19 protein-coding genes and 1 pseudogene are annotated in these 21,781 nt (G+C 33.9%); 13 read left to right on the plus strand and 7 right to left on the minus strand.

Annotation, left to right across the window (positions count from 1 at the left end; genetic code table 11):
- Nucleotides 1-532 precede the first annotated feature (532 nt).
- Entirely contained in the window at nt 533-1,633 is a 1,101-nt protein-coding gene (locus BPMYX0001_RS04935) for an acyltransferase family protein (protein WP_240516979.1), read from the plus strand.
- 218 nt (nt 1,634-1,851) lie between these two features.
- Here BPMYX0001_RS04935 and BPMYX0001_RS04940 read toward each other — a convergent pair whose 3' ends face one another.
- Nucleotides 1,852-3,612 (minus strand): sensor histidine kinase, encoded by a 1,761-nt coding sequence (locus BPMYX0001_RS04940; protein ID WP_033798712.1) that lies wholly within the window; start codon nt 3,610-3,612, stop codon nt 1,852-1,854.
- Between the two features lie 9 nt (nt 3,613-3,621).
- Nucleotides 3,622-4,326, minus strand: a complete 705-nt coding sequence (locus BPMYX0001_RS04945; RefSeq protein ID WP_006093894.1) for a response regulator transcription factor — start codon at nt 4,324-4,326, stop codon at nt 3,622-3,624.
- A 141-nt stretch (nt 4,327-4,467) separates the two neighbouring features.
- Here BPMYX0001_RS04945 and BPMYX0001_RS04950 point away from each other — a divergent pair, with 141 nt between their 5' ends.
- The 3 genes from BPMYX0001_RS04950 (at nt 4,468) to BPMYX0001_RS04960 (ending at nt 6,007) form a co-directional block, all read left to right on the plus strand.
- Nucleotides 4,468-5,298, plus strand: a complete 831-nt coding sequence (locus BPMYX0001_RS04950) for a CPBP family intramembrane glutamic endopeptidase (protein WP_033798713.1) — start codon at nt 4,468-4,470, stop codon at nt 5,296-5,298.
- 210 nt (nt 5,299-5,508) lie between these two features.
- Nucleotides 5,509-5,808, plus strand: a complete 300-nt coding sequence (locus BPMYX0001_RS04955) for a hypothetical protein (RefSeq protein ID WP_018782648.1) — start codon at nt 5,509-5,511, stop codon at nt 5,806-5,808.
- A 10-nt stretch (nt 5,809-5,818) separates the two neighbouring features.
- A complete protein-coding gene (locus BPMYX0001_RS04960; protein ID WP_033798714.1) occupies nt 5,819-6,007 on the plus strand; it encodes a hypothetical protein in 189 nt (62 codons plus the stop codon).
- A 184-nt stretch (nt 6,008-6,191) separates the two neighbouring features.
- On the opposite strand, the gene BPMYX0001_RS04965 is transcribed toward BPMYX0001_RS04960, so the two are convergent.
- Nucleotides 6,192-6,776, minus strand: coding sequence for an SCO family protein (locus tag BPMYX0001_RS04965; RefSeq protein WP_018766572.1), 585 nt, complete (start codon nt 6,774-6,776; stop codon nt 6,192-6,194).
- A 157-nt stretch (nt 6,777-6,933) separates the two neighbouring features.
- Between BPMYX0001_RS04965 and BPMYX0001_RS04970 the strand changes: the two genes are divergently transcribed.
- On the plus strand, nt 6,934-8,196 hold the full coding sequence (locus BPMYX0001_RS04970; RefSeq protein ID WP_006093899.1) for a M48 family metallopeptidase: 1,263 nt from the start codon (nt 6,934-6,936) through the stop codon (nt 8,194-8,196).
- 317 nt (nt 8,197-8,513) lie between these two features.
- Here BPMYX0001_RS04970 and BPMYX0001_RS04975 read toward each other — a convergent pair whose 3' ends face one another.
- From BPMYX0001_RS04975 to BPMYX0001_RS04985, 3 genes are read right to left on the minus strand one after another with little or no spacing between them, the layout of a single operon-like run.
- Complete coding sequence (locus BPMYX0001_RS04975) at nt 8,514-9,041, minus strand: permease (RefSeq protein ID WP_018782645.1); 528 nt, start codon at nt 9,039-9,041, stop codon at nt 8,514-8,516.
- Nucleotides 9,038-9,520 (minus strand): hypothetical protein, encoded by a 483-nt coding sequence (locus tag BPMYX0001_RS04980; protein ID WP_016113725.1) that lies wholly within the window; start codon nt 9,518-9,520, stop codon nt 9,038-9,040. The genes BPMYX0001_RS04975 and BPMYX0001_RS04980 overlap by 4 nt, the downstream gene beginning before the upstream one ends.
- Nucleotides 9,513-9,854 carry a PadR family transcriptional regulator gene (locus BPMYX0001_RS04985; protein ID WP_003195853.1) on the minus strand — a complete coding sequence of 114 codons (342 nt, stop codon included), beginning with the start codon at nt 9,852-9,854 and terminating at the stop codon, nt 9,513-9,515. Before BPMYX0001_RS04985 ends, BPMYX0001_RS04980 begins: the two co-directional genes overlap by 8 nt.
- A 658-nt stretch (nt 9,855-10,512) precedes the next feature.
- On the opposite strand from BPMYX0001_RS04985, the gene BPMYX0001_RS04990 reads away from it, so the two are divergent.
- Nucleotides 10,513-11,400 (plus strand): DMT family transporter, encoded by an 888-nt coding sequence (locus tag BPMYX0001_RS04990; protein ID WP_050774432.1) that lies wholly within the window; start codon nt 10,513-10,515, stop codon nt 11,398-11,400.
- Nucleotides 11,401-11,633: 233 nt separating this feature from the next.
- Here the strand turns inward: BPMYX0001_RS04990 and BPMYX0001_RS04995 are convergent, their stop codons facing one another.
- Nucleotides 11,634-12,233: a TetR/AcrR family transcriptional regulator gene (locus tag BPMYX0001_RS04995; protein WP_006093901.1), complete on the minus strand. Its 600-nt coding sequence runs from the start codon at nt 12,231-12,233 to the stop codon at nt 11,634-11,636.
- Nucleotides 12,234-12,388: 155 nt separating this feature from the next.
- Between BPMYX0001_RS04995 and BPMYX0001_RS05000 the strand changes: the two genes are divergently transcribed.
- The 7 genes and pseudogenes from BPMYX0001_RS05000 to BPMYX0001_RS05035 all read left to right on the plus strand — a co-directional run.
- On the plus strand, nt 12,389-13,576 hold the full coding sequence (locus BPMYX0001_RS05000; RefSeq protein WP_006093902.1) for an EstA family serine hydrolase: 1,188 nt from the start codon (nt 12,389-12,391) through the stop codon (nt 13,574-13,576).
- A 385-nt stretch (nt 13,577-13,961) separates the two neighbouring features.
- A complete protein-coding gene (aceB, locus tag BPMYX0001_RS05005; RefSeq protein ID WP_006093903.1) occupies nt 13,962-15,551 on the plus strand; it encodes a malate synthase A in 1,590 nt (529 codons plus the stop codon).
- Between the two features lie 21 nt (nt 15,552-15,572).
- A complete protein-coding gene (gene aceA, locus BPMYX0001_RS05010) occupies nt 15,573-16,850 on the plus strand; it encodes an isocitrate lyase (protein ID WP_018766564.1) in 1,278 nt (425 codons plus the stop codon).
- 99 nt (nt 16,851-16,949) lie between these two features.
- Nucleotides 16,950-17,335: pseudogene (locus BPMYX0001_RS05015) on the plus strand (histidine kinase); the annotation flags it as partial.
- 323 nt (nt 17,336-17,658) lie between these two features.
- Nucleotides 17,659-17,862, plus strand: coding sequence for a cold-shock protein (locus BPMYX0001_RS05020; RefSeq protein ID WP_003195857.1), 204 nt, complete (start codon nt 17,659-17,661; stop codon nt 17,860-17,862).
- Nucleotides 17,863-18,366: 504 nt separating this feature from the next.
- Nucleotides 18,367-18,954 (plus strand): competence protein ComK, encoded by a 588-nt coding sequence (locus BPMYX0001_RS05030; RefSeq protein WP_018782640.1) that lies wholly within the window; start codon nt 18,367-18,369, stop codon nt 18,952-18,954.
- A 1,153-nt stretch (nt 18,955-20,107) separates the two neighbouring features.
- On the plus strand, nt 20,108-21,781 hold a 1,674-nt coding region (locus BPMYX0001_RS05035), incomplete at its 3' end, for a Cna B-type domain-containing protein (protein WP_033798716.1).

Genomic DNA, 21,781 nt, shown 5'->3' on the forward strand with positions numbered 1-21,781 from the left:
AATGTACTTTGATAATTTTGATTGGATTAAAATTTGGATTATCCATTATCGCTTTAATCGGTTTTAAGCTTTTTTTAAGAAATAGCCAGTATCATATGATTTGCATATCTATTCTACAAATCCTATTTTATCCCGTAAAAGCCCGATTGGTCGGGCTAATAATCAGTGGGGATGAAAAAAACCTCCACTGATTAAAGTTTCACTTTATTTTTTACCACGTTTAAGTACCTATTCCTCTTGTCTATATTACTCTTAAGAGGAAAAATAAAGAAATAAAGTAAAGCAAATGAAAGAACAGTTATATGTGGAAATATTTCAAAATACGTAAAAATTTAATGATGGTGTAATAGGACTGGCATCTCACTATCATTATTCACTGAACAAACTACTTTCTTATCATTAAAAGAAAAACAGGAATTGAGATAGATGCGGCTGTAGATTTTGAAAAATAAGTTGCTTTTCCAAATAAATTTGCTATGTCGAAAATTCATTTGGAATTATGGATATGTAATTTATGTTGAAGGTGGAATTTATGAAAAACAAAGTTTCAGAAATTACTATATTAAGAAGTTTAGCATGTTTAAGTGTAGTTCTCATACATGCCATAACACGAAGTTCTGCAAATTTTGCATCTGAAAATACAATAGATGTATTGGTATCGTATCTTCAATTACTACTTATGTACGGTACACCTATGTTTGTTTTTATATCTGAATTTGTAATAGCTTATAATTATAGGGATAAAGTACCTAATCAATTCATTTTAAAAAGAGTAAAATTTATTTTATTGCCTTTTATATGTATGGGTATTTTTTATGCAGCTATTTCAAATTATACGAATGGATTCCATGCAATCTTAGTACAATCTATAAGAAATATTGTATTAGGAGAGTTCCATGGCTATTTTGTTTTAATTATATTTCAGTTCTACTTTTTGCACATTATTTTTAATAAAATTGAGAAGTTTTTTTCTCCTAAATTTGTTCTTATTTTCTCGTTACTGATTAATTTAATCTACTTAGGCTTTTTTAATTTTATTCAACCGTTTGATATTCCATATGCAAATGATATTTGGTATTACTACTCTTGGATTCCATTTCCGGGCTGGATCATTTACTTCTTTATTGGATATTATGCAGGTGCTCATTATGAATACTTTAAAACATGGTTAAATAAAAACCGTAAATGGATCATCTCTTCATGGATATTAACAGGAATCATCGTTATTCTTTTTCAACATTTCAATATTTTAACTGTTACTAGTTCTAAAAGAGTGGATGTTCTTTTATTTACAATATCTACAATACTGGTGCTTTTCCATATTGCATCAAAAATAAAACATGTACCTAAATTTTTAATACTAATCAATCAATACTCATTTGGAATTTATTTGCTACATCCGTTTTTTCATCGGACTATATCTAATATGATATTAGCAAAAATGCCTCAGTTTAATACTCTTTTTGGCACAATAAGTATTGATATGTTGGTTGGTATACTATGTCCAATTCCTGTGGTATATCTCCTAAATAAGACAAAAATAGGTCCATATATTATAGGGAAAATAAGGGTTAATTCAAAACAAAAGTTAAAAAGTAGATGGTTTCATAGTACAAAGTTTCATGAAATGTAGTACCACGTATTATTGGTGGACTACTATATACGGATTTCCTATTAACTATAGTAGTACTTTCCTAATATCAAAATTGTTACCTGTCTTTTACTTACAACATCGGATATGATGTACAACCATATACATTTCAACCATTAGAATTGGAGCAAATGATAACTAAAGTGAAACTTGAATCAGCGGGGGGAGTTTATCCCCGCTGATTAGAGTTTCACTTTATATTAGGACTCTTTTTTGCTATTAGGTGAGAATGGGAACACCATCGTAATGGTTGTTCCTTTTTCAATTTCACTTTCAATGGAAATCGTACCGTTATGTGCAAGAACAAGTTGTTTTGTAATCGCTAAGCCAAGGCCTGTTCCTGCGTTGTTTTCTTCAGTATTTGTACCGCGGTAATATCGTTCAAATAAAAGCTCTTTCGTTTGCTCATCCATTCCTTTTCCATTATCAGAAATAGAGAGTGTAAAAGATTGTTTATTCTGTCCAAGTTTTACAATAACATTTGTTGTTTCATTATTATGCTTTACTGCATTTGCTAATAAATTCTCAATGATACGTTGGAACCATTTTTCTTCAATAGAGTAATGAATTGCATTGGAACTAGGAACAAATTCTATGTTTTGATTTTGAAGTGTCGGGTTATTAATAAATTGTAACAAGACTTTTTGGACAAATTGATTAATCTCAACTTTAACGTGCTGAGAGGGAATTGCGTTGTTTTTTAATTGGTAAGTTAAGCTTAGATCATCAATTAATGTTGTCATATATTGAGATTTTTCTCGTATAACACGACCGAATTGTTGAATGTCGTTATCATCCCAGTTATATTGTTTCGATTCTAGTAATAGAGAGTACCCATAAATGGAACTGAGTGGTGTTTTTAAATCATGAGTGAGGCCAGTAATCCATTCCTCACGTGTTTGTTGAATAACTTGTCGTATGGACTCATTTTTTTTGAGTGTAATAGAAAGGTGCTCTAGAGCATTTGTTACATCTTTAAACAGTCTGAATGACCATTTTTCTTTACCTGAGCGCCGGAAGCGAACTGCTCTTCCTTTTTTACTTACCGGTTCTTCATATTTTCCACTAGCTATATTTTTGAGCCAACGCATTGTGTGTAATAATGGTTTACCAAATTTTCTTCCGTACCAAATAGAAAGAATAACTAAGTAGACAAAAGCGATTAGAATAATAACTCCAAATCCTATGAATATTTTTTTTGTTAATAAATCTTCATTCATATCAGATGGATAGTAATGATCATTTTTTACTGTTATGGTAAATAAGGTTTGGTCCTCTGGATTATATAAACTCGAGATATTTTCTTTGTGATTCCAAGGCTCTTTTTCAGAAAGTACAGCTTGAATGGCTGAAAAGGAGTTTCTTTTTGTTTTAGGATAAGCAAAAATCTCTTCTCCTTGTGCGTTAAATATTTGCAGCGTAGCACCTTCTGCGGTAAGCTGTTTCTTTTCTTTTTCTGTTAAAGAAAATTCAGCTGATAATGGTGAACCGTGTTCTTGTTTTAACTCTTGCAGTAAAGTATTACTCTTTAGCTTTCCACCATAAATCACAATTGCTGTCTTCTCTTTAACTTCAATGTCCCAATACGTAAATTTGTAAGGGCTTTGTATATGATGCTGCAAATAAGCAACTAATGTTGTTTTTGTATAAGAACCAGGAACATCTTCAGGAGTATTGAAGTCATAGAGTACCTTTCCATTTTTATCGACAATTTGAAGCCAATCATTTTTCTCCTCAATCATTTCCTTTACCTCAGAACTTAATGTAATACGTCCATTTTCTGAAGAAACATGCTGAGACATAGTAAAGTTATCAAACTCTGGAACATTTGGTTCATAAAGGGTCGTACTAAAAAGATGCCCCAGGTAGACGAAAGCGACGATGACTGCAATGAGTAAAGTAAACAAGACGAAAATATGTTGTATAATAAATTGTATAATAATTCTTCTACTTAAATTCATAGTTGGTACCTACTTTGCGATGAATTTATAACCAAGTCCGCGAACAGTTTTAATGTATTGAGGGTTACTTGGGTCAAGCTCAATTTTTTCACGTAGTTTTCGAATATGAACCATAACTGTGTTGTCATCTCCATTATAGGCAGGAGCCCCCCATACTTTTTCGTATATTTCTTCTTTTGAGAATACGTAATTAGGATGTTCACAGAAAAAGAGTAGTAGTTGAAAGAGCTGAGCTGAACATTCCACAATTTTCCCATCTACTTGTAATTCAGCTGCATGTTTATCGACCTGAAATCTCCCAAATGAAAGAAAGTGTGTCTCTTTCATAGGTTGTGTAGTTTGTTTCATATGTCTTCGAAGTTGAGCTTTCATACGAGCGACGACTTCCAGTGGATTGAATGGTTTTGTAATATAGTCGTCTGCCCCGTATAAGAAGCCAGATACTTTATCTAAATCAGATGATTTTGCTGTTAGAAAGAAAATTGGACAATCTGTTTTTTGACGAATAATTGGACAAATGTCAAAACCAGATTGCCCGGGAAGCATGACATCTAAAATCATTAAGTCATAACGATTTTGTTCTACGAATTGTAAAGCTTCTTCTGCAGATGTAGCAGTTGTAATATGAGAAAATCCTTCTTTTTGTAGAATAGTAGTTAATAGTTGTAAAATTGCCGTTTCATCATCAACAAGTAAAACATTTGCATTATACAATCTGAATCGCCCCCTATTTTCATCGAATATCATAACATTTTATTGTAAGTTATGGGATTTTTAAGGAAAATTTAAGGTTTTCTTTGCTTAAAAATAAGATTCGAATGATATGATAAATGTAACATAGGGGAGGAGATGAGTGTGAATCCGTTTTGTTCGATGCGAGCCAGATATTTTTTGATTGTATTTACACTACTTGTTTTGATTGAACGTATTAGTAAACAATTGTTAGAGAATACATTTCATATATCAATTTCTTCTTTTGCAAGCACACTTGTACTCTACATATTTCCATCACTTTGGTTATGGTATCAATGTAAGCGCCATCGTATTCCATTTACTTTATTTGTAAATAGAAGAGAAGCATTTAATCTTTTACAAGTTTTAATGATTACGGGAATGCTATGCCTTTTTAGTTATGGATATCTTGTATTGTATATGTATAGCTTTGTATGGATTACACCGGATTTTATTATAAATATATTACATGAACCGATTATAGGGAGTGCAGGCGGATACATATATCAATTTATAATAATCGTACTAGTAGCTCCTATTGTATGTGAATTTGTATTTAGGGGATTTCTATTTCAGCGTTTTGCAGCGAAATGGGGAACCGGAAAAGCGATGGTTATTGTAGCGATTCTTTTCGGATGTTTTCATATTGATTTCCTCAGTGCTGTCATGTTTAGTATCGTACTATCAATTGTATACATTCGGACGAAAAGCTTACTGATGCCGATTAGTATTCATATGTTAAATAATGCAATCGTACTTATTACATCTTTTATGTTCAGTAAGGAAGAAATGATAAGCTTTGCGGATTTTTCTAATCAAACTCCATTTTTTACAGGACTTATTATTTTTATCATTGGATTAAATTTAGTACTCGTCTTTTTGTTCGTGAATCGTCGTTATATGAATAAAGAGGTGTCGGTAGTATATACGAATAAAATGAGAGATATAGGTTAGAGAACGTAGAATTTATTGAATAATAAAAAAGATATACCTATCTTTTTTAGGCTAGAGAGAGAATCCGTCTATGGATAGAAGCGGTCAGAGCATATTTCATCCTCATGCTAAGTGAAAATAAAAATACAGGTCACCTTTTGTTTTCATAACGGCGATTTGTATGTTGGAAAATCAAAAAAGATTTATATAGAAAGGAATGGATATGATTCTATGAATGAAACAATTCAATCAAATAAATTGTTTTATGTAATCATGGTGAGTTTAATTGTGATTACAACAGTGAATGTAGGCTTTCGCTGGAATGAAGCATACTTTTTTGTTTATTTAGCACTTCATCTTCTAGGGCTACTATGCATTGGGGGCGGAATTGTAGTTGAGAAAAGAAGTGAAGATGGAATTAATTATATATGTGTACTTGGTCTTATACTACTTCTAGCTGTACAAGGAATTATGAAATATAGCTTCATTTCTTTTCAGGATTTAAGTTTTTTTGTTAACATTTTTCAATAAGGAGTGCTGATTGGTATTGTCGAAAAAACAAGTTGGCTATGTAGTTGTGTTACTTGGATTTATCTTAATTCTTGTAGGGAAGGTTTATCTAAACCATTATGAATACGGGAAATATATAAGTGGTTTCGGTCTTGTTTGCTGGATTGCGAGTGCGCTTCTTATTCCAACATATGAGCCGAAGAAACATACAGATAGATAAAGTGAAACTTTAATCAGTGGGGGCTCTTCATCACCCACTGATTAAAGGCCCTCACCAATCGGGCTTTTACTGCCCGTTAATGCGGGATAAATAGAGAGTGTAGAATGGATAGGTTTAAAGTTTCGTAGCATAGTTTATATAGAATAATATGTGTGAAAAACCTCTTCGAATGATGAAGAGGTTTTTATAATGCATTTTTAATTTTCTCAAGCACTTTTTTGCTGTTAAAACCACGTTCTCCCATACCGAAGACTTCGATTAAACGATCATTTTCATCGAGTAGATAGGAGTTAGAAGTATGAATATAGAGTCCGCTTCCTGGATCGCGGTACTGAAAGTTAAATGTATCTGCTAGTTTTTTCGTTTCATCTTCATCACCGCGCAGTAAGTGCCACCCTTTCGTTTTTTTCATTTCAAATGTGTTGGCATATGTAGTTAATATTTCTTTTGTGTCGAACTTAGGATCAATGGTAATTGTAATAAATTCAATTTTTTTACCAAATAGTTTATCCTTTTCTAGTTCGTCTCGTAAATGCTTCATTTTGTATGTAGTAACGGGACAAATATCAGGGCATTTTGTGTATATAAATTCTACGAGTTTAAGTTTTTTTGGTAGTTGATCAAAAGATAGCGTTGTACCATTTACATCCTCCATAACGATTCCACGTGGTATTTCAGCAGAAGCTTTACGATAATCTGTAAAATAGTAAATTCCAATTCCAATTACGATGACTAAACCTAATGTAAACGTAATATAAATTTTTTTCAATTTCCATCCTCCTCCTAATTTTATTTTATAAGAAAAATCCGAAAATTCATGGGGAGGGATTGAAAATTGCATGACAATTCGATGTATTAGCTTGTTCTATTTTAGGAGGAACGAACTTACAATAATAAGAGACAGGCAGCATAGAGGAGGAGATACCGTGAAGAAGGTTGTGAAGTGGTCACTTTTTTTGTACGTTGGTTTTGCGTTATTTATATATTGGTATTTATTTGGATGGAATCATGAAATTATTCCAGATATGTATAAAGGAACGAGTGCTGATCCAGAGACGTTTATGAATGCAAAGGAACTTACATTAAGTCAAGATTATTCGCGTGTGAAAAATTTACTCTTTTTTTTAGCGACGCCTCTTGAATGGATTATTTTATTGTTTGTGCTTGTTTTAGGTATATCAAATCGTTTTGAAAAATGGTCAAAAGAAACGACGAAAGTACGGGTTATTCAAGTTGCTATCTATCTCTTTTATTTATCATTGCTTACAACCGTTCTTGCATTGCCTCTGCAATGGATGGGGCATCAAATCTCAATTGATTACGGTATTTCAACGCAATCCACAGCGAGTTGGATAAAAGATCATGTAATTGATTTTTGGGTAAATTATATTATGATGTTTCTCGTTGTTTCTGTTCTTTTATGGCTGATTTATAAATTTCCGAAGCGGTGGTGGCTAGCCGGTTGGGCTTTGTCAGTACCGTTTACAATTTTTTTAACCTTTGTACAGCCCGTTGTAATTGATCCGTTATACAATGATTTTTCTACATTGCAAAATAAAGACTTAGAGAAGAAAATTTTAGCAATTGCGGACAGGGCAGATATTCCAGCTGAGCATGTATATGAAGTGAACATGTCTGAAAAAACAACGGCCCTAAATGCATATGTGACAGGAATTGGATTGAATTCTCGAATTGTATTGTGGAATACAACGCTCCAGCAGTTAAAAGATAAAGAGATTTTATTTATTATGGCTCATGAAATGGGACATTACGTGATGAAACATATATATTGGGGTGTGGCGAGTTATATTGTGTTAACGTTTGTAGGGATGTATTTGATTAGCCGTATTATCAATATGTGCCTCAGAAAATGGGGAGATACATTGCGCCTATCAAAGATGGCGTGCTTATCGATTATCCCATTATTTTTTCTTATCTCCTCTGTGTTGTCTTTTGCAGTAAGCCCACTATCAAACTACGTATCACGTATAGAAGAACGGGCAGCAGACCAATATGCTTTAGATATAACGAAAGATGGAAATTCTGGTGTAAAGACGTTCCAGTATTTATCGAAAACAAGTTTAAGTCAAGTGAATCCACCGGCGTTAGTGAAGTTTTTCTTATATACACATCCGCCAATTTTTGAAAGAATTCATGTGTTTGAGCAGTATGAGAAGCAGAAGAAATGAGGAGCAGCGGTAACGCTGCTTCTCATTTCTTTGCGTATAAGTTTAGGAAAAGAGTGTCCGTCCATGGATAGAAGCGGTCAGAGCCCTTTTTCGCCCCATGCCATGTGAAAACAAAAGAGAGGATATCAATTTTTGTTTACATAGCTGTGATTTATATGCGGAAATCCCAAAAGTATGAAGTGTTTTTTGTGAAATTTTATCATTTTAACTGAGAAGCCCTCTCCTCTAAACGAAGTGAAGGTGGGGAGAGCTCAATTAAAAGTTACAGTTACGAAAGGAGCTAAAAGTTAGAGGCTTAAAGAACGATTCCTCTAACTCTATCCTTCTTTAGTTATATCATATTTCAACAATTGTCGTTTATCATAGAACTTCTCATAAATAATACCCATTAAATAGAAAAATAATAGACCAAAACAAATATGGATGAGTGTAAATTTAGCTCCAAATGAAGAAAATTCATACACCATAACCGGTAATTTTGCAGTTGTCCAAACTCCTAGAAAAAATACAATGTATCGTATGCTCGCTCCTTTTTTTAATAAAAGTGCCGCGATTGGAAAAGCAACATAGAGGGGACCAGCTGCAATTCCTCCTAATAATAGGGAGAATAAGATGCCATAGATGCCAGATTTTTCCCCCATATATTTAATTAATGTTTCTTTCTTCACCCACTGGTCAAGCAATCCTACGAATATTAAGACAGGAGGAAGTAGAAACAGCATATCTAAAATACTTTTTCCTGTTAATTGAAATGCGTTCCATCCCAACGAATGGTTTATAAAAGTACATATAATGAGCCCAAATAATAAAATGAAAAAGAAACGATATCTTCTTAATTCATTCATACCATCACCACCCAAATAATATACGAGAATATGAGAGACATTAACAATGCGGATGCATTACGAGAATAAGCAAAACTTCGCCCAAATATCTTTTGTTCCATCGGTAAAGTTGTGATTCCTACTGACATTAATGTAGACATTAATGCCGCAACTTGAGGGAGGCCCGCACCATTTTGGACTAATGTATTTCCAAGAGGAAACACAACAAAGCTTGGAATGAGTGCAACAGAGCCAATTATTGCTGAATAAACAATACCGATGAATCCAGATTTTTCCCCAATGATGGAAGAAATGAAGGAAGGCGTTAATATAGATAGTGATAGTCCAACGAAAAGCATAATTGATAGCATGGAAGGTATAAGATTACGAAACATTTTCCATGACTTTAATAGAGCATCTTTTGTTTTATTCCGATCCTTTACAAAAGAAATACTGATAAGAATAATGGCTAAAGAGTAAAGGAGAGCGCCATTAATCATGATTAGACTCTTTCCAGTCTTTATATTTGTCTAAGAAAAATGATAAGTTTTTAATTTTTTCTTCAATATCTATTTGAAACTCTTCTAATTGTTTTTTTCCCACTGTAGTAATTTTGTACATCTTTCTCGGCTTATCTTGATCAGATGTATCCAAATAAGACTCAACAGCACCTTCGTTTTCTAATTTTTTTAGGGTGCGGTATATAATGGCACTATCAATTGGATTGATGGGAAGCTCTTCTTCACATTTCTGCAGAAGTTTCCCTCCATAACTATCTCCCTCTGTTAAAAACAGCAAAAGAAATGCACCTGTATGTCTCCCTGTATGTTTCATAAAACATCTAACCTCCTTAATGAAATGTAAAAAATAGTTTTGTTATCAAAACAGTAACATATTACTGTTAATAACATTATACTGTCATTAACAGTGGTGTGTTACTGACAGTATAAACTTAATATAATTTCATGTCAATTCTAAAATAAACAACATGTTTTTGATCAAACTTTATTCCAAAGCTACAACAGGATCTGTCCATGCATAGAAGAATCAGTGCCTATTTTCGCCCCATGCCATGTGAAAACAAAAGAGAGGATGTCACTTTTTGTTTACATAGCCGTGATGTATATGTTAGAAAATCAAAATAGATTGTTTAGGAAAAAATATTTTTATGTAAAATATGGTAAAATATATAGGTGGCTATAACGGGGAAAACGAGTATTTCTATATTGCCTTTTATCATCTTTATTTTTTACAATGATGCTTTACATTGTAAAAGGAATGAGGATTGCAAATGCCACTTCGTGAGAATAAATGGCTTTAAGTATCTTTACGATTTTTTACATTCCATTCATCTTATTGTATATTTAAAATTGAGAATATTACGAAACTTGAAATGTAAATGTTCGTTTTAAACTAATGGGGGTTGTTTATATTGTTTCAAAAGAGCGCCGCAAATAGGTTATTCCAAACAAAATCATCGCCAGCTATAAAAATGATCATATCGATGTCTATTTTTGGCTCAATCGGATTTTTTTCAGTAAAAACAAATTTACCATCATTTGAATTAGTATTTGTTCGTTGTATTTGTGCCACTATATTTTTAACGTTATGTTGGATTGCAACAGGTCAGTTTAAAGAAGAAAAGTGGAATCGAAAAGAAATACTGCAAATATTAGGGTGTGGTGTCTTTCTTGTTTTTAACTGGGTGTTTCTGTTTAAAGCTTTCGAAGTCATGTCAGTGACAATTGCAATTTCTGTGTATCATCTTGCACCAATTATCGTATTAATGATTGGGAGTGTCGTGTTTAAAGAAAAATTAACAATGCTATCTGTTATTTCAATTGTTATTTGTTTTCTCGGTACTGTTTTAGTAGCGGGAGTAGATGGAAGTGTTTCGATAGAAAAGTTAATGTCCTCTGGGATGGTTTGGGCACTTCTTGCAGCATTATTTTATGCATTTACCACCTTGTTAGGAAAAGGGATTAAACAAACAAGTGCATATGCAATGACATTTTTGCAAACTTTTTTAGGGATATTTCTGTTACTACCATTTGTAGACTTTGGAGCATTTCAAGGGTTAACAGAGAGTAATTGGATTGCGATTACAGCGACAGGACTTATTCATACTGGCTTTGTTTATTACTTATTTTTTGATAGTTTAAGAGATTTACCAACAAGGCTCATTTCTGTATTAGTGTTTTTGGATCCAGGTGTAGCTATTTTACTTGATACAGCATTTACAGGGTTTCGTCCGACCACGATGCAGACAGCGGGAATTATTTTGATTTTTGTTGGGATGGCATTTACTTTTAGAAAATCGAAACCTGAGGAAGTAACGAGTAAGGAAAAGGAACCAAGTACAATAGTATCTTCGAAGTAATTTGTTTTTTATCATCATGAATAGAGTGTGAATGCTAAGTGCATGGTTACTGTATGTAAAGGGAACAAAATTACCCCATTTTGCAAAGGTATGGATCAAAATGGGGTGATTTTATTATTTTTGTATGTATATATCCTATGTTAATAGAGAATATAGCGTACATCTTTGAATCATAATTTTTATTAAAGTGAAATTTGAAGTCTTCAAGTAAGTGACTTTATAATAAATGAAATTCACTTTTGTTGTTGTGTTAAACCTTCTGATAAACATTCAATCATTTTTTTCATCATCTTCGAAAAAGTTGGTTCTCCAATCTCTTGTCTATGTAATGGAATAAGTATAGTTGTTCGAAAAAGGCCAATAAGTACTTCGGGATCATCTTCTGTAACACCTTTTTCCTGTAAAAACTTTACGAAGTTCAAAGAACTATCTAAATCTTCCCTTGCATGTTTATCTAGAAGTTCCTTAGGAAGTCTTTTCACAATTCGATCATATTCACCTCTTTGATAAAGACTTTGTAAAAATGGGTTTTGTTCTATGGTTTTAAAAGATGTTTCAAAGAAACGAATTAAAAGTTCTTTTGGTGGTAGAGACTCACACATAATTTCTGAAATGATTTGATCTTTCACTTTCTCCTCTTTTCGCAACACTGCGTAAAATAACTCTTCTTTTGATGAATAATATGAATAAAAAGACCCTTTTGCGATTCCACATGCATTTACTATGTCATCAATACTAGTTTTAGAGAATCCATATTGAATAAACAGCTCTTTACTCTTAACGAGAAGAGTCTCGTGTATTTGTTTTCTCTGTTCAGATGTAATTCTTGCCATAATATATCCCCGCCTGTTTTTATTTGACTATTTATAGACATTTAGTCAAATATTTGATAGGTTTATTTTATTGAATTATTTGCATTTTGTGAATATATAAATGTTATCTCGGATAAAAGACTAGATTATACCAACAAAGGGGGAGAAGAAATAATATGTCAATTCATGGATTTGTTGCACCAGGATTTGAATTGGTGAAGGAGGAATTTATTAGAAATTTTACGGAGAGAGGAGAAGTTGGAGCGGCTTTTTCTGTATACATTAATAATGAAGCAGTCGTTGATTTATGGGGTGGATATCGAGATCGACAGACTCGTGCGGAATGGGAAAAAGATACACTTGTTCAAGTGTTTTCAGCTACAAAAGGTTTTGCTGCATTGGCTTTAAGTTTAGCGCATTCTAGGGGGTACATTAACTATGATGAGAAAGTGAGTTCATATTGGCCTGAGTTTGCTCAGAATGGAAAAGAAAAAATAACTGTTCGACAGCTTCTAGCACATCAAGCTGGTTTGTCACCTCTCAATGGACTTAAAATCGACAGGTTAGAAGACTTAGATACTTCTCATCTATCAAATTCCCTTGCTGCAAGCAAACCAGCTTGGGAGGTTGGGAAAATCCAGGGCTATCATGCATGGACAATTGGAACCTTAATTGGAGAACTGATTAAAAGGGCAGATCCTAAACATCGAGCCTTAAAAGATTTCTTTCAAGAGGAAATAGCAGAGCCACTAAAAGCAGAGTTTTATATTGGGCTTCCTGAAGATATTTCTGAAGAGAGGATAACAACGATTGAAGGGATAAATCACCCCATTCAGTTACTTAGGGGGATAACAAAGTTGCCTATAAAAATGTTACTTGGTTTTCTTAATGCAAAGTCATTAGTAGCGAGAAGTTTAGTAGATCCTAAAAAATTTGTAGCCAATGATAATTTTAATCATCGTCCAATTTTATCGATAGAATTTCCTTCTGGAAATGGTGTGGGGCAAGTAAGAGCAATGGCGAAAATTTACGGTGCTTTTGCTAGTGGTGGAAAAGCACTCGGATTAAGGGAAGAAACAATAAATGAATTAAGAAAAAAAGCTGTCCCTCCGAAAGAAGGGTATTATGATCATGTGAATTGTATAAACATAGCCTATTCTTTGGGATTTTGGAAACACTTTTCGGATATGCAATTCGGACAAAGTGAAAGCTCTTTTGGCCATCCAGGCGCAGGAGGGTCGTTCTGTTTTGCCGATCCAGATGAGAAGCTAGGTTATGCCTATGCGATGAACAAACATGGATTTGGTATGGCCAATGAACCAAGAGAACTTGAACTAAGAAAAGCTTTATACAGCTGTTTATGAAAAATAAAAAATTGTTATAGTTCTTTGGAAAAGAAGTTTAATTCATTTGAAATTGAATGATTCATAAAAAACACTATCTATTCTTTCGAAAGAATAGCATTAGGGGTATTAATTTTTTTAGTTTAATGGATATGGGATGGGACTCCTTTCTCAAGAATAAAATAAGTACATGATGATTAGGTGTGAAATGAAAAAGCGGTTGTTGTATAACAGTGGCTTTTTTTTGATGTGTAAAAAATGGCTTTCATATGTAGATGAAATCGATGTTCCATAAAAAAAATAAGTAAAATTTCCAAAAATTCTCTTCACTTTCAGAGAATTTGTTATATAATATAAAACATAAAATCAAATCTGTTATAAAACAGCTTACGGAGGGGATGCTAATATGTCGACGCAAACTTCACGGGTTACACTCGCTTTAGAAGTATTACCGGCGTATGGAGAAATTTTGACATCGGAAGCGCTCACTTTTTTAAAAGAGCTGCATGAGAATTTTAATACACGCCGTAAAAATTTACTGCAAAAACGTGTGGAAAAGCAAAAAAGAATTGATGCAGGGGAGTTTCCAAGCTTTTTACCAGAAACAGCACATATACGTGCTGGAGATTGGACGATTGCCCCGCTTCCAAAAGATTTAGAAGATCGTCGTGTGGAGATTACAGGACCAGTAGATCGTAAGATGGTTATTAATGCTTTAAACTCAGGCGCACATCTCTTTATGGCAGACTTTGAAGATTCTAATTCGCCAACGTGGCAAAATGCGATGGATGGCCAAATTAATTTAAGAGATGCAGTAAAGGGAACGATTTCATATAAAAACCCTAGTGGCAAGGAATATCGTTTAAGTGATAAAACAGCTGTACTTATTGTTCGTCCGCGCGGCTGGCATTTAGAAGAAAAACATATGTTAGTCGATGGAGAAAAGATGTCAGGTAGTCTCGTTGATTTTGGTTTGTACTTTTTCCATAATGCAAAAACATTATTAGAAAAAGGAAGCGGACCATATTTTTACTTACCGAAAATAGAGAGCTATTTAGAAGCCAGGTTGTGGAATGATGTTTTTATTTTTGCACAGAAATATATCGGGATTCCGAATGGAACGATTAAAGCAACAGTGTTATTAGAAACAATCCACGCTTCTTTTGAGATGGATGAAATTTTATATGAACTCCGTGATCATTCAGCAGGGCTAAATTGCGGGCGTTGGGATTATATTTTTAGTTTCTTAAAAAGCTTTCGTAATCATAATAAATTCTTGCTTCCAGACAGGGTGCAAGTTACAATGACGGCTCCGTTTATGCGTGCGTATTCTTTAAAAGTAATTCAAACGTGCCATCGCCGGAATGCACCAGCAATTGGCGGAATGGCAGCACAAATTCCGATTAAAAATAATCCGGAAGCGAATGAAGCTGCTTTTGAAAAAGTTCGTGCTGATAAAGAACGTGAAGCTTTAGATGGACATGACGGGACTTGGGTTGCCCATCCGGGACTTGTACCGGTTGCGCTGGAAGTGTTTAATCACATTATGAAAACACCGAATCAAATTTTTAGAAAGCGTGAAGAGATTGATGTAACAGAAAAGGATTTGTTAGAAGTACCGGTGGGAACGATTACAGAAAAAGGGCTTCGTATGAATATTAGCGTCGGCATTCAATATATTGCATCATGGTTAAGTGGCCGCGGGGCAGCACCGATTTATAATTTGATGGAAGATGCAGCAACGGCAGAAATTTCACGTGCGCAAGTGTGGCAATGGATTCGTCATGAAGGCGGGAAGCTAAACGATGGTCGCAAGATAACATTTGCTTTAGTAGAAGAGTTTAAATCGGAAGAGCTAGCGAAAATAGAACGAGAGATTGGCAAGGAACAGTTTGAGAAAGGTAGATTTGTAGAAGCAACAAAGCTTTTTACTAATTTGGTGCGTAATGATGAATTTGAAACATTTTTAACATTACCAGGTTACGAGATTTTATAAAAGGAAAAGGGGATGGAAGAGATGAAAAACGAAAGAGTACAAAAGTTACAAGAAAGCTGGGAGTTAGATGAACGTTGGAAAGGGGTAACGCGTCCTTATTCTGCTGAGGATGTAATTCGTCTGCGCGGGTCAATTGATATTGAACATACATTAGCACGCCGCGGGGCAGAGAAGCTTTGGGAATCACTTCATACAGAAGATTATATTAATGCGCTTGGTGCGTTAACAGGAAACCAAGCGATGCAGCAGGTGAAAGCAGGATTAAAAGCAATTTATTTGAGCGGTTGGCAAGTGGCAGCGGATGCCAATCTATCCGGGCACATGTATCCGGACCAAAGTTTATATCCAGCGAACAGTGTACCAGCTGTTGTAAAGCGTATTAATCAAACATTGCAGCGTGCAGATCAAATTCAGCATATGGAAGGAAGCGGTGATACAGATTATTTTGTACCAATTGTTGCGGACGCTGAAGCAGGATTTGGTGGACAGTTAAACGTATTTGAATTAATGAAAGGTATGATTGAGGCAGGCGCGTCAGGCGTTCACTTCGAAGATCAATTATCTTCAGAAAAAAAATGCGGACATTTAGGCGGAAAAGTATTACTACCAACGCAAACAGCGGTACGTAATCTAATTTCTGCTAGACTTGCTGCGGATGTAATGGGCGTGCCAACAATTATTGTAGCAAGAACGGATGCAGATGCTGCGGATTTAATTACGAGTGATATTGATCCAGTTGATCAAGAATTTATTACAGGAGAGAGAACACCAGAAGGGTTCTACCGTACAAACGCAGGGCTTGATCAAGCAATTGCGCGCGGTTTAGCATATGCACCGTATGCAGATCTTGTTTGGTGTGAAACATCTGAACCGAATTTAGAAGATGCAAAGCGTTTTGCGGAAGCAATTCATGAGAAATATCCAGGGAAATTACTAGCGTATAACTGTTCACCATCTTTTAACTGGAAACAAAAATTAGATGAAAAAACGATTGCAAACTTCCAAAAAGAAATTGCTTCATACGGATACAAATTCCAATTCGTAACACTTGCAGGATTCCATGCATTAAACTACGGTATGTTTGAACTCGCGCGTGGCTATAAAGAGCGCGGTATGGCAGCATATTCTGAATTACAACAAGCAGAATTTGCAGCAGAAGAGCACGGCTACTCTGCAACGCGTCATCAGCGCGAGGTTGGAACAGGCTACTTTGATGAAGTAGCACAAGTGATTACAGGCGGAACATCTTCTACAACGGCTCTGAAAGGGTCTACGGAAGAGGCGCAGTTTACGAAATAAGTGAGGGAGCGGGTGTCCTTTAAGGGCACCTGCTTTTCTTTTGTATGTATTCCGCTGTTTAGTGCGCAAAGTACGTCAACTGTTAAAGGGTGAGCTGTAATGTATGTTTATGATATGATCGCGATTATGTTGATTGGTATTAGTCACGTCTTATTATACATTCAATTAATTCGTTACAATCGCCTGTCCTATACAATGGTAATCGCTTTAAGTATTGTCTTTACAATTTTACTTGGAATCGTGGTGACAGTAACAGGTTATCCGGAATTTAATATTATTATGTTGTTGCTGTTTCTATTAAGTTTAGGTTTGATACAGGACGAATTAACATTTATGCAAAGTTTATATTTTGCATTAGTTAGTATAGTAAGCATTACGTTAGTGAAAATGTTGTTGCTAGATTTTGGTATGAAGCTGTTTATGTTAACACCATTTAATGTTATTCCTGGACAGACGGCGTAATTCATTTCATTGTTTCGATTGTAATGATTAATGCCATTTAACAATAATTGCTCATAAAAAGCTCGATGGGTGAAAACATTCTATCAGCGAGGAATACTGTATTTTATGAGGGATACCAAAAATTAGAAAATTAGAATTTCAAAAAATATTGTACATTCTATTTTAAGTATGCTATGATTATCTCAGTTGAATAACTAAATCAAGCAATCCATATATTATCAAGTGCTGAAAACGAACGAGAAAAAGTATGTGAGAACTGTTTTATGTTTCGTATTTGATAATGTGTGGATTCTTTTTTTATGTATGAAGACTAAAAAAACTTATATTTTCTTAGGAGGAAATAATTATGACAGTAACAGGACAAGTAAAATGGTTTAACAACGAAAAAGGTTTCGGTTTCATCGAAGTTCCAGGCGGAAACGATGTATTCGTTCACTTCTCTGCAATCACAACTGAAGGTTTCAAATCTTTAGAAGAAGGCGAAAAAGTTAGCTTCGAAATCGAAGATGGCAACCGCGGACCTCAAGCTAAAAACGTTGTAAAACTATAATTTTATAGTACGTGATAAAAAAGGATGGCATATGCCATCCTTTTTTTTGTTGAGAATTTTGTAATCATCTTTCCATTCGAGTTTGAGCGTAGCAAAAAAACTTCCTTTACAATTAAGCCAACGATTGTAAAACATCTACCGAAAAATGATAAAAGTTTTATTTTTCCTGTAAGAGAGATACGTAAATGGGTGTGGAAATATATAGGGAATAGGTAATTTGTACAAGTTTACTAAATCATATATGTGAAACAAGATTTTGTTATGTTACAAATATTTCAAAAAAGAAAATTTCTGTTTTTATATAACAATATATCTTTTTCCTGTAGAGAAATATGGAGATTTTATATAGATATTTATATGAAGGAATATTATGAAATTTTAAAGTTTTATAATAAAATGTAAAATATTTGAAAATATTAACTATTTTGGGTTTTGGGTGGTACAATTATCCATGCAGCTGCTGTTATGGATTGTAAGAAAAAATAATAAAGGAGCGAATGTAAGATGGGTGAACAAGTAGAACGCTACGTCGAAAACTATGTCGTAAACAAGAACACTATGGCCTTACTTCCAGTTATTTTAGGAGAAAAACGTATTGTAACGCGAGTGGTTGAAGTAGAAGACTCTTTTTTCATGTTTCAAAAGCCACTTGATATTGTCGAACGAAGTTGCCGCAAGCACGGATCTAGTTTTTTAGGTAGAAAAGACGGTACAAAAGAGTTGACACGTATTACGCACAAAGCACCCATTGCGATTAGTCCGACAGATCAACTTTACTTTTTTCCTACGTATTCTTATTCTAGAAAGGAATGTGCTTGGTTGTCTCACTTTCATATTGAAAACAATAAAGAATTAGCAGATGGTAACTTAATCATTCGATTTATCAATGGCCTCGCAGTGAAATTAGAAATATCAAAGAGTAGTTTCGAGAATCAGCAAAATCGAACCGCAAAACTTCGGACAGAGTATGAGGATCGTAAAGATAAACAAAGGAGGCTTCATTTTAAGCAAGTCGATAAAGAAGATGAATCTACATTGAAGCCTGCATATGAAAAAGCGTATCTTGTGAAAGAAGAAGACGAAAAGGAATGATAATTGATAGGTGGAAAGGATGGGACAACCATCCATGGTCATGAAGTTAACAAAAATAAACCAGATGTTTTTCAGCATCGGGTTTATTTTTGTTAGATATAGGTATGAGAAATAAAATGTTGATTCAAACCATCAGAAGAAAGGGAAACACCAGTTGGCTCAATCCGCTTATGAGCCACTTCAAGAGTTTCAGTAAGTGGGGGTTCTTCTTTTTTAATGTTTAAATATTTATTGTTGAAATAGCCTCTTTGTATTACATATTAATTAACGATAAGTGGTGTTATATTAACTTTCGAATAATTGTCGAATTTATCAGAAAAATGTATATTTTTGTCTTGTTATACCTTATGTTTAGTGTTAAACTCATAATCACAAAGAGAGAGTAGTTGCAAATATCCTCCTTTAAAATAAAAAGACTGAAAATTCAGCTTTTTAACTTTCATCTGATTGACGTGTATGTTTACTACTCTTTCTTTGTTTTATATATTAAGCATTAAAAATGGATATTTCGGTACAGATAGGAGGGACTATAAAACAGGAGGTCTATCCAAAAGTTGGTATTTATCCATGTTGGAACAACTGTTAGGTTTCTTTAATTACAAAATTGGTTACAAAAGTTACAAAAACTATTTTTATTGTTGAAATAGTCCTAATATTACGGATGAGAGCATGAAAAATGCCTTTAAGAGGGAGGTGAAGGGTTCTGGTGAATAAAATTGTGAATCGTTAAAAAGGTGCTATCAAACTTGGACATAATGATGTTATGAATCTAATAATAACGGAAAGTAATATGAATAAACCAATAGCACTTAAATGAAAACATTATTAACCAGAAATTTATGCTCACAATAAGATGGCATATATGATACAACTTAAGATTTTGAGATTTGATAGGAATGGTGAGAGAATATAATTTTCCTAGTTGTAATACTATCATGATATGTTAGGGATGTAAATATTAAAATTAATAGATTTAGTGTTACATTAGAAAAAATGAAGATGTATGGAGAGTAGAAGAATCATTTATAGAGATCTATTTTCAAGCTTTTAAGCTTATAACAGTCGAAAGAGAAAAATACCATCAGCCTATTGAGTCATTGTCATAGCATATTCATATTAGAAGCCATCTAAAAATAATTGATAGGAGAATGATATGGTAAAAAGAGTAACTTCGATTTTTTCAATTCTAATGCTTTTTATGTTTACAATAGGTCAAAGTTTAATGCCTATAATAGCAAATGCACAAGAGTTAAATACAACAGGATTTGTGGATAGTTTTAAGATTGATAAAACAAAACTAAGTTACGGCGAACAGGCTAAAATAAATGTAACTTTTAGTGATAAATCTGGAAATAATATGAAGTCTGGAGATACACTAACATTAACGCTGCCCCCAGAATTAAAAGGATTCAAGGGAGCGATTCCATTAAATGATGAGCAAGGTAAGAATTTTGGTACTTGTCAAGTAAATGCAGGTAATGTGGTATGTACATTTAATGATATGGTTGAGAAACTCCACAATATTAAAGGGCATTTTAATTTTACAGTTCAAGCTACTAATGTAGGAACGGATCAAACGAAAGAGGTTGAAACAAATTTAGGCACAACTTTAGATAAGCAAACTGTAACGATTACCGGTCCAACTAGTGGTGGTGGTACAGGCTCTAAACCGTTTTTCTACAAAACTGGTGATATTCAACCAGATAACCCGGATGAAGTGCGTTGGTTCTTGAGTATAAACTTAAATAAAGAATATTTAAGTAGAGATATTGTTGTGTCTGACAGTTTGCAGGAAGGTCAAACACTTAATAAAGATAGTTTTCGGATAACAGTTAATGACAGAGAATCTTTATCAATTAAACAATTTGAAGATCAACGTTATGGATATGTTCAGTTTAATGACGACGGTCATTCATTTAAAGTCGTGATTAATTGGAATATGGGAAGTGCTAGGTCTTTTACCGTTTTTTATACAAGTACTATAACGGAAAGCGGAAAGAGCCAAGAATCTTTTAAGAATGATTATAAGATTGATTATCAAATTCTATACAAACAACCGGTTTCTGAGTCGGGTAGTGCCACAGTCACAAATATAACATCTGGTGGTGGTGCTCAAGGTGATTTACCTCCTAAAGGAACATTAAGAATTGTTAAGCACCTTGGAACGGATGAAGACAAAGTAATACCGAATGTCTCGTTTAAGTTGTATAAAGAGTCAGGTGAACAAGTTGGAGATGTATATGTAACGGATGAAAAAGGAATAATTGAAATTCCTAATTTACAATCAGGTAAATATTATGTGCAAGAGGTTTCAGCTCCAGAGTATATTGATTTCAATCCTCAGGAAAAAGTAAGTTTTGAAGTTAAATCAGGTGCTGTAAATGGAGTTAAGTTGCCGATTTCGAATAAAGTGAAAACTACATTCATTACAGGAACAAAAATATGGAAAGGCGATAATGCGACAGAACGTCCGAAAACAATCAAAGTAGACTTACTACAAGATGGTCAGGTCATCGCAACGCAAGAAGTAAGCGAAGCAACAGGTTGGAAGTATGAATTCAAAGACTTAGCGGCATACAATGCAGATGGCAAAGGATATAAGTATGAAGTAAAAGAACAACCAGTAGATGGATATCAAACAGAAGTCAAAGGTTATGACATTATAAATACAAAAGTGGTACAAATAACAAAAGTAGAAGGAACAAAAACGTGGAAAGACGATAATGCGAAAGAACGTCCGAAAACGATTCAAGTAGACTTACTTCAAAACGGTCAAAAGATTGATACGCAAGAAGTAAGTGAAGCAACAGGTTGGAAATATACATTT

It is taken from the genome of Bacillus pseudomycoides DSM 12442, assembly GCF_000161455.1.
Classification (GTDB): Bacteria; Bacillota; Bacilli; order Bacillales; family Bacillaceae_G; genus Bacillus_A; species Bacillus_A pseudomycoides.